Annotated in this window: 8 protein-coding genes; 3 read left to right on the forward strand and 5 right to left on the reverse strand. The window is 65.6% G+C overall.

All coding sequences use genetic code 11. The features are described from left to right. Positions 1 to 24: 24 nt before the first annotated feature. The 5 genes from CFB24_RS04315 to CFB24_RS04335 all read right to left on the reverse strand — a co-directional run bounded on the left by CFB24_RS04315 (position 25) and on the right by CFB24_RS04335 (position 10,346). The gene (locus CFB24_RS04315) at positions 25 to 2,022 is read right to left on the reverse strand and encodes a tetratricopeptide repeat protein (protein WP_088519296.1); all 1,998 of its coding nucleotides are present in this window, start codon (positions 2,020 to 2,022) and stop codon (positions 25 to 27) included. Continuing rightward, a complete protein-coding gene (locus CFB24_RS04320) occupies positions 2,019 to 3,362 on the reverse strand; it encodes an HlyD family type I secretion periplasmic adaptor subunit (RefSeq protein WP_244593168.1) in 1,344 nt (447 codons plus the stop codon). The genes CFB24_RS04315 and CFB24_RS04320 overlap by 4 nt, the downstream gene beginning before the upstream one ends. Continuing rightward, positions 3,355 to 5,643 (reverse strand): peptidase domain-containing ABC transporter, encoded by a 2,289-nt coding sequence (locus CFB24_RS04325; RefSeq protein ID WP_088519297.1) that lies wholly within the window; start codon positions 5,641 to 5,643, stop codon positions 3,355 to 3,357. Before CFB24_RS04325 ends, CFB24_RS04320 begins: the two co-directional genes overlap by 8 nt. 228 nt (positions 5,644 to 5,871) lie before the next feature. Then, positions 5,872 to 10,002, reverse strand: coding sequence for a glycosyltransferase family 4 protein (locus CFB24_RS04330; protein WP_088519298.1), 4,131 nt, complete (start codon positions 10,000 to 10,002; stop codon positions 5,872 to 5,874). Between the two features lie 2 nt (positions 10,003 to 10,004). Next, positions 10,005 to 10,346, reverse strand: a complete 342-nt coding sequence (locus CFB24_RS04335; protein WP_088519299.1) for a DUF4214 domain-containing protein — start codon at positions 10,344 to 10,346, stop codon at positions 10,005 to 10,007. Between the two features lie 130 nt (positions 10,347 to 10,476). On the opposite strand from CFB24_RS04335, the gene CFB24_RS04340 reads away from it, so the two are divergent. The 3 genes from CFB24_RS04340 (at position 10,477) to ilvN (ending at position 13,584) form a co-directional block, all read left to right on the forward strand. Continuing rightward, complete coding sequence (locus tag CFB24_RS04340) at positions 10,477 to 10,683, forward strand: hypothetical protein (RefSeq protein ID WP_088519300.1); 207 nt, start codon at positions 10,477 to 10,479, stop codon at positions 10,681 to 10,683. 399 nt (positions 10,684 to 11,082) lie between these two features. After that, entirely contained in the window at positions 11,083 to 12,843 is a 1,761-nt protein-coding gene (locus CFB24_RS04345; protein ID WP_088519301.1) for an acetolactate synthase 3 large subunit, read from the forward strand. A gap of 189 nt (positions 12,844 to 13,032) precedes the next feature. After that, positions 13,033 to 13,584: an acetolactate synthase small subunit gene (gene ilvN, locus CFB24_RS04350; protein ID WP_088519302.1), complete on the forward strand. Its 552-nt coding sequence runs from the start codon at positions 13,033 to 13,035 to the stop codon at positions 13,582 to 13,584. Positions 13,585 to 13,658: the final 74 nt, after the last annotated feature.

A 13,658-nucleotide genomic window follows, 5' to 3' on the forward strand; every position in this document is an offset into this window, starting at 1 on the left:
CTCACCTTCGCCTGAGCGATTTTCTCAACCGACAGGCTTGACCGCAGTGAGCGTCGGGTTGCTCTCAGCCCGGGCAGGCGCCTGACCGGACTGAACGGCGGCGTCCGGGCCGGAACCGCCGCTCGATTTGGCCGCCGGAGCCTTGGGAGCCCCGAGCGCGCCTTGCGCCTCGGCGCGTTTGATCAAATCCATGCCCTTTTCGGGGTCGGCTTCCACGCCCAGCCCCTTCAAAATCATTACGCCGAGATTGTAAAGGGCGAGGGCGTGGCCCTGCCCGGCGGCCTGTTCATACCAGCGCACCGCTTCCGCAAGGTCCTTTTCCACCGCCTCGCCCTGGCAATAGACCACGCCCAGCTGGAATTGCGCGGCGGCGAGACCGGCCTCCGCCGCATTGCGCAGCCAGTGCGCGCCCTCGCGGGCCGCCGCCGGTTCCTTGCGGCCGAGCAATTGATTGCCGACCAGGTGCTGCGCGATCGGATTGCCGGCCTGCGCCGCGACCAGATAATGGCTGAACGCGTCCTGGGGATTGACCCGCGCCGGATCGTAATAGCCGGAATAGAGGTGCCCGAGCTGCAGGGACGCCGCGACATAGCCGGCGTCCAGCGCATCCAGCAGCAGCCTCTCGGCCTTGCGCGAATCCTTGAAGACGTCGCGGCCTTCCAAATAGATCAGCGCCAGCTGGGTCTTGGCGTATCCGTCGCCCGCGTCGGAAGCCTCCTTCAGCAACTCAACCGCCCTCGGCGCGTTGCGTTCGCCGCCCGCCCCGGCCAGATGCAGCTCGGCCAGTTTCACCTTGGCCTCGCGCAGCCCCTGCTCCGCCGCATATTCGCACCAGCGCAGCGCCTGGCTCAGATCCTGTTCGACGCCCTGGCCATGCTGGTAGAACACGGCGACATTGAACGCGGCCGTGGCGTGGCCCTGCTCGGCGGCCTTGAGGAACCAGCGCGCCGCCTCGTTGAGGTTGACCGGCATGCCCAGGCCGTTGGCGGCGTGACGGCCGTAGATGAACATGGCGTTGACGTCGCCCAGTTCCGCCGCCCGAAGCCGCCAGCGCGCCGCTTCGCGCCAATCCGGCTCGACCGCGCCGCCATGGCTGTAGAAATCGGCCAGCGCGAGCACGGCCGGGAAATGATCGCGTTTGGCCGATTTGCGCAGGAAGGTCTCGGCGCGGGAGCGATCGCTCACGACGCCTTCGCCGCGCTGCAGCATCATCGCGTATTCGAATTGCGCATAAGGTTCGCCGCCCTCCGCCGCCAGCCCCATGTAATGGGCCGCCCGCTCGGGATCGGCGTCGCGGCCGGCCCCATCGCGATAGATCGTCGCCATGGCGACCTGCGCGCTGGAATGGCCTTGATCGGCGGCCTTCTCATACCAATCGGCGCCGCGCGCGCGATCGGCCTCGCCGGCCAGACCGCGGTAGAGAATGTCGGCGAGCCCGAATTGCGCGGAGGCGTCGCCGCCCTCCGCGCCGCGTTCGAAATGCCATAGGCCCCGGGCGTAATCCTGCGGCGTGATTTTGCCGAGAACGTTAATCACGCCCAGCAGGGCGTGCGCTTGCGCCAGACCGGCTTCGGCCGCCTTCCGCAGCCAGTCGAGCGCCTCGTCGGGGCTGGCGGCGTGACGCCCGCCGGCGCCGTAAAGCGCTTCCGACACGCGGGCGGCCGTATCGGCGTCGCGGGTCGTGCGCCGCCAATATTCCGGCAGCGGCGCCTTGGCGCCGTCCAGCAGCGCGCGTCCCAGCCGGAACTGAGCCTCGACATGGCCCTGCTCGGCGGCGCGCCGGTGCCAGTTGATGGCGTCGGCCCAATTCCTCTGGACGCCAAAACCCTTTTCGTAGCAGTCGGCGATGCGGAACGCGCTCTCGACGTCGCCAACCTCGTAAGCGCGCAGCCACAGCCGCACCGCAGCCTGGTGGTGCTCCTCCTCGAACGCGCGTTGGGCGTTCTGCTTGAGCCGGGACACCAGGACCTGATCGGCGAGCCTCAACGCCTGGCTCGCCGCGCGTCGCAAGGGATTCATCATGGTTCGCGCATCGATCTGGTGACGCGCCGGGCCATGCCCTCGAACAGATATTCGCCGGCCGCGCGCGTGCCGACCTTGACGTCGGCGGTCAGGGTCATGCCGGGCATCAGCCGGAAATTCTCGGGCACATTGATGAAATGATAATCCTCGATGGCGATGCCGACCCGATAGTAGGGATCGGCCGGCTGGCCGGTGTCGTCATTGGTGGTGAAGGCGCCTTCGCTGATCCATTTGACGCGCCCATCGGCATAGCCGTGATGCACGAAATCGAACGCGTCCACCCGCAATTGCGCGGGATCGCCGACCCGAATGAAGCCGATGTCGCGAGTCGAGACGCTGACCAGCGCTTCCACCGGAACATTGGCCGGCATGGCGGACATGAACTCGTCGCCCTCCTTGAGCACCGAGCCGACCGACAGCTTGGCGACGGTCAGAACGATGGAATCGTCCCGCGCGAAGATCTGCACGAGGTCATGGTGCTTTTGCGCCTTCTCCAACTGCGCGCGCGCCGTGTCGCGGGTGTTGCGGGCGGTGACCAAATCCTGGCTGATCGCGGTGGACCATTGCTGGACGAAGGCCTCGCGATCCGCGCGCAGCGACGAGGACTGCGCCTCGCTCTCCTTCAGGCTGTTGACGAGATTTTCCAGGGTGCGGGCCTGCTCGACGCGCTGATCTTTCGAGGACAATTGGTTGAGCAGCGAACCGGCGCCGCTCGCCAGCAGCTTGTTGCGCATCTCCTCGACCTTGGCGGCGATCTCGACGCGCTCCTTCATCCGGACGATATCGCCCTGGATCTTCACGACGCTCGCCTGCGTCTGGTTTTCCTTTTCCTTGAAGCTGTTGATCTGCGCCTTGTATTGCGCCATGCGCTGGTCATACAGCGACTTCTGCAGCTCGATATATTTCTGTTCCGTCGGATCGGACGACACCGGGAACACCGGCGTCTTGCCGGACAGCTCCGCCTCGTCGCGCACGATTTGCGGATCGAGGCTGGCGAGCTGCTGCTTCAATTGCAGCACGTCGGCGTCCGCGAAGGTCGGGTCGAGCGTGGCGAGCAGCTGCCCCTTTTTCACGTAATCGCCCTGCCGGACATTGATCGACTTGATGATCGCGGTGTCGAGCGCCTGAAACACGTCGCGCGGCGCGGTGAGCGTGATCTTGCCATCGGTGCTGGAAATGACGCGATCCAGTTGCATCACCGTCAGAACCACCACCATGGACACCACCATGGCGACCACGGCGTACAAAGTCAGGCGGGCCGACAGCGGATCGGGCGCCTCTCGAATGGCGGCGATTTCGGACTGGAACGACCGTACGGTCGCGAGGGCGTTCTTAGACAAGGCTCGTCCCCCTTCCAGCCGCACGATTCGACGCGGCGGCTTCGATATGGCCGTTCTGCTGCAGCCACAGATTGCGATAGATCTCGCAACGCTCCAGCAAGGTCTGATGCGGGGCCATGTCGAGGAACTTGCCGCGCTCCAGCACCAGGATCGCGTCCGAATTCACCAGCGACGACAGCCGGTGCGAAATCGAGATCACGGTCCGGCCCTTGGCGATCTTGCGGATATTCTCGTTCACGATCGACTCGGAATCCGGGTCGAGCGCGCTGGTGGCCTCGTCGAAAATCAGGATTTTCGGGTCGAGGATCATGCAGCGCGCGATAGCGAGACGCTGGCGCTGGCCGCCGGACAGGTTCGGCGAGCCTTCATAGATATAGGTGTCGTAGCCGCGCGGCAGGCGATCGATGAATTCTTCGGCGCCGGCGAGCCGCGCCGCCCGCACAACTTCGTCGAAGCTCGCATCGGGTTTGGCGGCGATGATGTTTTCGCGGATCGTGCCGCGGAACAGGAAGTTTTCCTGCAGCACCACGCCAAGGTTCCGGCGCAGATGCGCGACGTTATATTCGCGCACGTCGACGCCGTCGATCTTGATCAGCCCCTCATATTCGGCATGGAGCCGCTGCAGCAACCGGGTCACCGTCGTCTTGCCCGAACCGGAGCGCCCGACGACGCCCAGCGTCGCGCCGACCGGAATCTCGAAGGACAGACCGTCGATGGCCGGCACCAGCGCGCCCTTGTAGGTGAAGCGCACCTTGGAGAATTCGACGTGGCCGCTGAGCGGCTTGCGCACGCCGCCGTCGCCAATGCCTTCCTCGCGCGGCTGGTTGAGGATCCGCTTGACGATTTCGAGCGCCGCGCGCGCCTCGTCGCCCTGGGTGATCAACTGGGCCATCTGCATCAGCGGGCCCGCGACGCGCTGCGACAGCATGAGGAAGGCGAACAGCGAGCTGATATGGACGGGGTCCTTGTCCGACAGCGCGAGATAGACGCCGAAGCCGTAGCTGCCGGTGACCGCCAGCCGCTCTAGGGGGCGCACGCCGGTCTGGACGATGGCGGCGATCTTGGCCTGATGATTGATGGCCTTGGCCGCGCGGGCCACCAGCACGTCCCATTCGCGGCGCTGGCGCCCTTCGAGAGCCAGCGACTTCACCGTGCGCATGCCCGCGACCGTCTGGTAAAGGAACGAGCCGCGCGCCGTCTGCGCCTCCACGACCTTGCCGGTCGCATCGCGCAAGGTTGGCAGCATCGCGAGCAGCCACAAAACGATCATCCCGCAGAACGCCAGCACGACAACGGTGAGCGTCGGATTGAAATAGACCATCACAGGCAGGAAGAACACCAGCACCATCGAGTCCAGCACGGTGCCAAACACCTGGCCAGTCAGGAAATTGCGGATTTTCCACAATTCCTGCACGTCGTGCATGATGCGGCCGATTTCGTGGCGCTCGTAATAGTCGATCGGCAGGGTGAGCAGGCGATCGAACATATATTCCGACAGCCGCACATCGACCCGGGAGGTCAGAAACTCCAGCAGGTACGAGCGCAAATAGCCGAAAATCGTCTCGAAGACGATCACCACCAGCATGCCGATCGACAACACCGTGAAGGTGTTCATCGCCCGGTAGGTGATCACCTTCTGACCGATCAACGAGAAATAGATGATCGGCGCCAGAGCGATAAAGCTCAGCATCAACGCGCAAATCGCCACGTCGCGGGCGAGCCGGCGTTCCCGCAGGACCAGAGCGAAGATGAACTTCAGGCTGAACGGCTGTTCTTCGTCCTTGAAATCGTAATTGCGGCGGACCAGCAGGACTTCGCCGGTCCAGATTTCCTGAAAGCGCAGCCAATCGACGAACAGATCCGCGCCTTCGGCGGCGTTGGGATCTTCGAGCACCACGCCGAGCGGGGCGTTCTCATCAAAAGAGACGCGGGTCAGCACCAGGCTCGCGCCGGTCTTGAGCCGAATGATGGCGGGAAGGGCCTTGCCGATCTGCGTCAGCCCGCTCCAGTCGAGATGCACCAGCTTGGCTTTCAGCCCGGCCTTGCGCGCGCAATGAACCAGAGCCTCGTAATCGACCGCGGGATCGGTCAAGGCGTTGTCGCGCATGACCTCCTCGACCGTCACCGTGATGGCGTGTTGCGCCGCCACCATGCACAGACATTCGAGCGCGGATTTGTGCTTTTCATCCCCATGCGGGAAGCCCTCGGGCTGGGAGCCTTGATCACGGGCTCCCTTCGAACGCGCTGCGACAGTCGCAGGCAGACTCTCGGTGCTGGACATAGGCTTCCCAAATTCCCGTGGCGAACAGTCTATTTATAGTGGATCAAAACTCCACGCGCAAGCCAGCCAAGGCGCAGCTGGATTGTCATGTTCCGACAAACATTTGGCGGCCCCGTGAATATTGATGGCCGGAATATTGGATTCCGTCTGCGCGATACACGCGAGCGCGCGAAATTTGCTCGCTGATGCCCCACGCACGCTAGGACATGCCCGTCTGCGTGGATGCTTTTACAATTGCGCGTCAATGGCGTCGGCGCAGGTTTCCCAGGAATAACGAGCCATGACGTCGACGAATCCGGCGGCGCCCATGCGGCGCCGCGCTTGCGGATCGTCGGCGAGCCGCGCCATCGCCTGAGCCAGCGCATCGACGCCGGACACCAGCAGCCCCGTCTCGCCATCGCGCACGAGATCGCGGAACGAATAGCAATTGGCGTTGGCGATCACCGGCTTGCCGAACAGCCACGCCTCGCACAGCACGATGCCGAAACTCTCGCTGCGGCTCATGCTGATCAGGCCGAGGCAGCCGGCGAGAGCCCCGCGCGCCACCTCGCGGCTTTGCCGCCCCAGCACATGCAGCCCCGGCGCCTCCGCCGGCGCGCCGTCGTCGTCAGGCCCGACCATCACCAGATCGAGGTCGGCGCGCACGGCGCGCAGCCGGCGATGCGCCTCGATCACGTCGTGATAGCCCTTGGAGCCGGTCTTGCGGCCGAGCACGAGGAAAAACGGATTCTCGACCGGACAAACCGCGCGGAACGCGGCCTCGACGCCGGGGCCGCCGAGATCCTCGACGCGCACGCCGCCGCCGGGAACCACGGCGAATTTATCGGCCTCGCCCAGCCGGCGCGCCAGCGAGGACGAGAACAGCAAGGTCCGGTCGGCGGCGGCGAAGGCGTCGTAATAGATTTTCCAGTGATAGAAGCGGTCGTCGCCGTGAAAATGCGGCAAGGTGACGATGCGCGGCCGTTCCGGCGCATCCGCCAGCGTCGCCACCGAGCTGGGAACCACGTCGAACGGCACGCCCTGGACCAGCACGGCGTCGTAGTCGCCGCCATGGGCGGCGAGCCAGTCCTGCATGGCGGGCGCGTGCGGGCCGCGCACCGAGGCGAAGGCCGCGTCGATTTCCGGTTCGCGCCGCAGCGCCACCCCGCGCAGCGCCTCGACCCAGGCGTCGAATTGCCGGCTGCGCAGCATCTCGCTCGGCTCGAGGGTCAAATCGACCCAGCGCGTCGTCAACGGCGCGAACACGTCCTGGTCGCCGCACAGCACGCAGGCCGCCTCGACCAGAACGCCGAACGGGCGGTAATCGCCGGGCGCCTGATGCTCCTCCGCCCGGCACAGCAGAATGCGCACGCAATCGTCCGGCGCTTGCGGCAGCGCGAAATGCACGTCGAAATGCGGCGAGAGCCGCGTTTCGCAATTGACGCTGACGATCGCCGAGCCGTCCCGCGGCGCCTGCAGCAGCACCATCGAGAACGTCTTGGCGACCGAGGCGAAGCCGCGCAACTGAAACAGCCGGGCGTCCTGCGGCAGCAGGAACGAGAAATCGGGCGCGGTCCAGCGGCGGATCGCGCCATCATGCGCCTCAGGCCCGAAAAAGCCCGAAAACAGCCGGGGCGACGCCGGGTCGGCGAAGGTCTTGGCGAAGGGCGCGAGCAGATGAAACTCCTCGCTGGCCCAGACGCGCTCGAGATCGCTGGCGCGCTCGCGCATTTCCGGCTCGCTGAGTTCCTCGCAGGGAAAATAGCGGGCGCTGTCGAACAATTCGCCGAGACGTCCGGCCGCGCCGGGGCCGTCGGTCAATTCGCAGCCGAAATGATGACGATTCTCGATGCGCTCGACATCGACCGCCGCAAGGTCGATGCGCGAGAACCGCCCGCGCAGCCGCTTGAGCGTCTCGATCAGATATTCCTCGGCGCCGCCGCGCGACGGCTCGGTGTAGCGATAGGTCACCACCAGCAGGCGGCGCTGCGGCGACGGCGCGGGCGGGCGAACCAGCGGCTGCAACGCGTCGCGGTAGTCTTGCGCGACGGCGGCCCAGGACAGTTCATCCTCCGCATAGGCCCGGGCGCGCCGGCCCTGATCGGCCAGCGCCTCGGGATCGGCCAACATGCGACTGAGGGCCGCGGGAAATTCCGCCAGCGGCGCGACCAGCCCGACGCCCCGCTCGGCCACCGCGAAGCCGCGCGCGCCCTCCGGCGTGTTCAGGGTCGGCAGGCCGTGCGCCATATAATCCGGCAGTTTCAGGCTGGAGCCACCGCCGGAGGTCAGCGGGTTCAGCGCCAGATCCCATTGCTGCATCAGAAACGTCTTCATGCGCTCGGGCGCGACGCCATGCAGCACGACATTGTCCGGCGGCCGCACGGTCAGCGCCGTGCAGACCGTTCCGATCAGCTCGAACCGAATCTGCGGAAACAGCGGCGCGAGCTTCGAGACGATATGATCGGCGGCAGCCACGTTCGGCCCATGGCTCGACCCGAGGAACCCCACCCGCTTCTGCGCCCGGGCCATGGCTGGCGGCCGTTCGAGCGGCGCGATCCGGCAGCCGTTGGCGGCGAGCACGACCGGCTTGTCGATCATGGCCGCGAAATGCCGCCGGTCCGCCTCCGTGCAGCAGACGATCAGATCGGCCTGCGTCACCAGACGCCGCTCCAGTTCGGCGATGAACCCGACCAGGCTGCGCGCCAGCGGATGCCCGCGCAGCAGCGTGCGCTTCAACGCCGCTTCGACATTGTGCGCGCTATAGACCACCGGAAGATCCGGGCGCAGCCGGCGCAATTCGTCGAGCGCCGGCGCCATGTACGGATGCTCGAAGATCAGCGCCTGGGCGCGCGGCGCCAGCCCGGCCGCGATCTCGCGCAGCGCGCGGGCGCCGGCGACGAACAGCGCCGCGACCCCGTCATTGACCGAAATGGTCTGGCCCCGGTTCACCCCGGCCTCGAAGGCCAGATGATCCGCGCTCTTGGGCGCGCCTATCTGCAGCACGCCGCCCTCGAGCAGCACGACCTGCGCGCTGGCGGCGAAGGTCAGCAGCACGATGTCGCAATCGAGCGCGCCGAGCAGATTGGCGACGCGGGCGGCGCCGCCCGATTGCAGCCCGCTCAGCGAATAATCGTTAAACGCCAGCGCCAGCGGACGCGACGGCTCGGGATCGGCCAGATCGGCGGCGCGCTCCGCCGCAAGATCGGCGGCGAAGCGGTCGGCGATCGCGCTCCAGCAGAATCGCGTCCGGGCGAGATCCCGCCCGGCCGCCGCGAGGCGCGCGCGCAAGTCGGCGTCGGCCAGCGCGCGCCGGATCGCCAGCACGAAATCTTCGCGCGGGGCGATCAGCGCATGTTCGTCGGGGGTGAGATCGAGGCCGCGCACGCCCTCCGGCGTCGAAACCATCGGCAGATGCGCGGCGAGCGCCTCGACCGCCTTGAGGCTGGTGCCGGAGCCGAGCGTCACCGGATTGACGTAAAGATCGGCCTCCGCCAGCAGCTCCTTCTTCTGCTTCGGGGTGAACGGTCCGAACAGCTCGACATTTTCGCCGCGCGCCCAATGTTCGAGCGCGCCGCACACGCCGCCGGCGATCACGAAGCGGCAGTCCGGCATATAGCGCGCCAACGACAGCAGGCTCTCCGCCGCCTCGACATTGGGGTGGTGGCCCGAGCCGGTGAACAGCAGCGTCGGCCGCGCGCCAGAATCGCGCGCCGCCCCAGCCCGCAGCGCGGCGATGTCGGCGATCTCCTCCTCGGCATAGCCATTGGGGCAGAGAAACAGGCTTTCCGGCGCGGCGCCATAGAGCAGGCGGAAGATCTCGGCGTCGGCGGCGCTGGTCGCGAACACTTTTTGCGCGCGACGGATGAGATTGCGTTCGATGCGCAGCAGTTTCAGCCAGGCCGCCTCGAAGCCGGGGCCGCGCGCGATCGAGGACAGCAGGCTGGCTTCGACATTGTGCGAATTGTAGATTTCCGGCGCCGGCGCGCCCTCGGAGAAGATCGGCTCCGAATAGGGGAAGTCGTGGATGATGACATCCGCGTCGCCAGCCAGTTCGCGCGCGACGCGGCGCAATTCGCAGGCGGGATCGCTGACCGCCAGCGCGAAGGCCAGCGGCGACAGGTCGCCCGACAGGCCGGAGGCGTCGAGCGTCGCATAGGCCTTGCGCCAGAAATCATCCTTGGGAAACCGCAGCTCGCGGAAGCCCGGACGGTGCTGAATCTCCTCGAAACGCGCGCCGAAATCGGTCGAGGTCAGCAATGTCACGTCGTAATGGCGCGCGACTTCGCGATAAAGCCCGCCCAAGCGCATCTCGCCGCCGCTCGAGGGCGGCGAAAAGGCGGGAAAGAAGCAGAGTACGAGAGCGTTGGGCTTGCGCGCCATCGTCAATCCTCGATCAGAAAGCGCGGCGGAGCCAAATCGTCGAATCCTTCGGCGCCGAACACGGCGCTCAATTCGCCGTCAAGCGGCAGCAGGGCGAAGCTCCAGGGGCGCGCCAGCGCCTCCGGCGAAGCGAGCAGCTCGGCGACCATGTCCGGCCGCGTCATCGCGCCGCCGGACAGGCGCCGCGCATAATGGTCGAGACCGGCGGAATCGGCTTCGCGCGCGAACAGCACGGAATAGGCGAGGCGAACGAATTCGCGGGGCTCGCCGCCGCCCGGCAGGCGCCCGGACGAAGCCGAACACGGCGCCCTCTTCAGCGCCTCCTTCAGCGCCTTGGCCCGCACGCGCCGGGCGCGTCTCGCACAACACCAGCCAGTCGGGCGCGGCGATCGCCGCGTCGGCGGCGAAAATCACACTGCGCCCGGCCTTGCGCCCCGCCGAGGCCGACAGCACGATTTCCGAGGAAGCCGGGCCATGCAGGGGATCGTCTTCTGCCTCCGCGCAAATGTCCCGCATGGATTGCAGCAGACGCCGCGTCGTGGCGGCGGCGAGCAACTGGAACGCGCCGTCGCGCGGCGTGTCGGCGCTCATCGCAAACTTCCATTCCTAAACGTCATCTTCGATGAAGTGCAGAAATTTGAAAGTCGTCTGGTGGACGCGTGCTTTATTTCGCGGCTGTAACAAATCTGCAACTTATCACCCGCCAGCAACTTTCATTGATCGCCTGCGATTTTCTGACAGCAAGACGAAGAGAATGTTGAATATTTCGCGTGAAAACTAATTTAGCCCTTCGATCCCGTCAAGCTTCCGCATGCGGCCGCGCGCGCGCGTTTTTTGGGACAGGCTCTTGACCAGGCATTGCGCCTGTCATAGAGAAGTCGACAATGGTCTCTGGAGATTGACACGCGTGACCAATATCCTCGTCGTAGTATCGCAAGCGCCAGAAACAGGCCGGGTCTGACCCGGATAACCTGAGGTTGGCGCTTGATCCGGGTCCCGAAAGGGGCCTTTTTTATTTCCGGCGTCGCGAACCGGACCCGAGGCGGCGACAGGCCCATACGAGAAAAGGTGGAACGGAAAATGTCGAAGATCATGACCGGCGCCGAAATGGTGGTGCAAGCCCTGCAGGACCAGGGCGTGACGCATTTGTTCGGTTATCCCGGCGGCGCGGTTCTTCCGATCTACGACGCTCTGTTCCTGCAGAAGAAGATTCAGCACGTTCTCGTCCGCCACGAGCAGGGCGCGGCCCATGCGGCGGAAGGCTACGCCCGCTCGTCCGGCAAGGTCGGCTGCCTGCTGGTGACCTCCGGTCCCGGCGCCACCAACGCCATCACCGGCCTCACCGACGCGCTGATGGATTCGATCCCGGTCGTGTGCATCACCGGCCAGGTGCCGACCCATCTGATCGGCTCCGACGCGTTTCAGGAATGCGACACGGTCGGTTTGACCCGCCATTGCACCAAGCACAATTATCTCGTGCGCAAGATCGAGGATCTGCCGCGCATCCTGCATGAGGCGTTCTACATCGCCCGCTCCGGCCGCCCCGGCCCGGTGGTGATCGACATTCCCAAGGACGTGCAGTTCGCCAGCGGGACTTATACGCCGCCGAAGAACATCCAGCACAAGACCTACCAGCCGCAGGTCAAGGGCGATCTCGCCAAGATCAAGCAGGCCGTGGCGATGATGGCCAAGGCGAAAAAGCCCATCCTCTATACCGGCGGCGGCGTGGTCAACGCCGGGCCGGAGGCCTCGACCCTGCTGCGCGAACTGGTGCAGCAGACCAATTTCCCGATCACGTCGACCTTGATGGGCCTCGGCGCCTATCCCGGCTCCGGCCCGAACTGGCTGGGCATGCTCGGCATGCACGGCTCTTTCGAGGCCAACAACGCCATGCACGATTGCGATCTGATGATCTGCGTCGGCGCGCGTTTCGACGACCGCATCACCGGCCGCCTCGACGCCTTCTCGCCGGGATCGCAAAAGATCCATATCGACATCGACCCCTCCTCCATCAACAAGACGGTGATGGTGGATCTGGCCATTGTCGGCGATTGCGGCCATGTGCTGGAAGACATCGTGCGCCTCTGGCGCGCCGAGGCGCATCAGAGCGACCCCAAGGCGCTGAAAGCCTGGTGGGCGCAGATCGACCAATGGCGCGCGCGCAAGAGCTTCGGCTACAAGAAGTCTCCCACCACCATCAAGCCGCAATACGCGGTCGAGCGGCTCTATGAGCTGACCAAGAACCGCAAGACCTACATCACCACCGAAGTGGGCCAGCACCAGATGTGGGCGGCGCAACATTACAAGTTCGAGGAGCCGAACCGCTGGATGACCTCCGGCGGCCTCGGCACCATGGGCTATGGCCTGCCCGCCGCCATCGGCACGCAACTGGCCCATCCCGACGCGCTGGTGATCGACATCGCCGGCGAAGCCTCGATCCTGATGAACATTCAGGAGCTGTCGACCGCCAAGCAATATCTGGCGCCGGTCAAGATCTTCATCCTGAACAACGAATATATGGGCATGGTGCGCCAGTGGCAGGAACTGCTGCATGGCGGGCGCTATTCCTCCTCCTATTCGGAGGCGCTGCCCGATTTCGTCAAGCTGGCGGACGCCTATGGCATGAAGGGCATCCGCTGCTCGGACCCGGCGCAGCTCGATTCCGCGATCCAGGAGATGATCGACCATCCCGGCGCCGTGCTGTTCGACTGCCTGGTGGACAAGGCCGAGAACTGCCTGCCGATGATCCCGTCGGGCAAGGCCCACAACGACATGATCCTGCCCGATTTCGAGGAAGACATCGGCAAGGTCATCGACGACAAGGGCAAGATGCTGGTGTGAAACAAGCCCCCTCTCCCCGCATGCGGGGAGAGGGTTGGGGTGAGGGAGACGCCGGCGCGGGCCTCGACTTTCGAGCCGCCGCCGCGTCGGGCGCCGAAGCCCCCTCTCCCCCTCGCCCTGTCCCTCTCCCCTTCACGGAGAGCGGACGCCAACGCCCAGGATTTTGATTTCAGAAACGGAACGCCCATCATGAACGCCCAGGCCGCCCTTTCGCCCTACTCCTCCTCCGCCGGCAAGACCGAGCGCCACGAAACCCACGTCCTCTCGGTGCTCGTCGATAACGAGCCCGGCGTGCTCGCCCGCGTCGTCGGCCTGTTTTCCGGCCGCGGCTACAATATCGAAAGCCTGACCGTAGCCGAAGTCGCCCACGCCCAGGGACTGTCGCGCATCACCGTCGTCACCTCCGGCGCGCCCGAAACCATCGAGCAGATCTCGCATCAACTCGAACGCATCGTGCCGATCCACACCGTCACCGATCTCACCCTCGACAACGCCTTCGTCCAGCGCGAACTGGCGATGATCAAGGTGCGCGGCAAGGGCGAGAACCGCACCGAGGCGCTGCGCCTGTCCGAAGCGTTTCGCGCCCGCGTCATCGACGCCACCACCGAAAGCTTCATTTTCGAACTGACGGGCGCGCCGAAGAAGATCGACGATTTCGTCGAGCTGATGCGCCCGATCGGGCTGGTGGAAGTCTCGCGCACCGGCGTCGCCGCCATCACGCGCGGCCCGCTGGAGATGTGACGGGCGCCCCGGCGAAAAACGGGCGCGCAAAATAGAAGCGCAGCCGAAGCGGCTGCGCTTGTGAATTCCCAGAG

Origin of the sequence: Rhodoblastus acidophilus, from assembly GCF_900187365.1 — a bacterium.
Classification (GTDB): Bacteria; Pseudomonadota; Alphaproteobacteria; order Rhizobiales; family Beijerinckiaceae; genus Rhodoblastus; species Rhodoblastus acidophilus.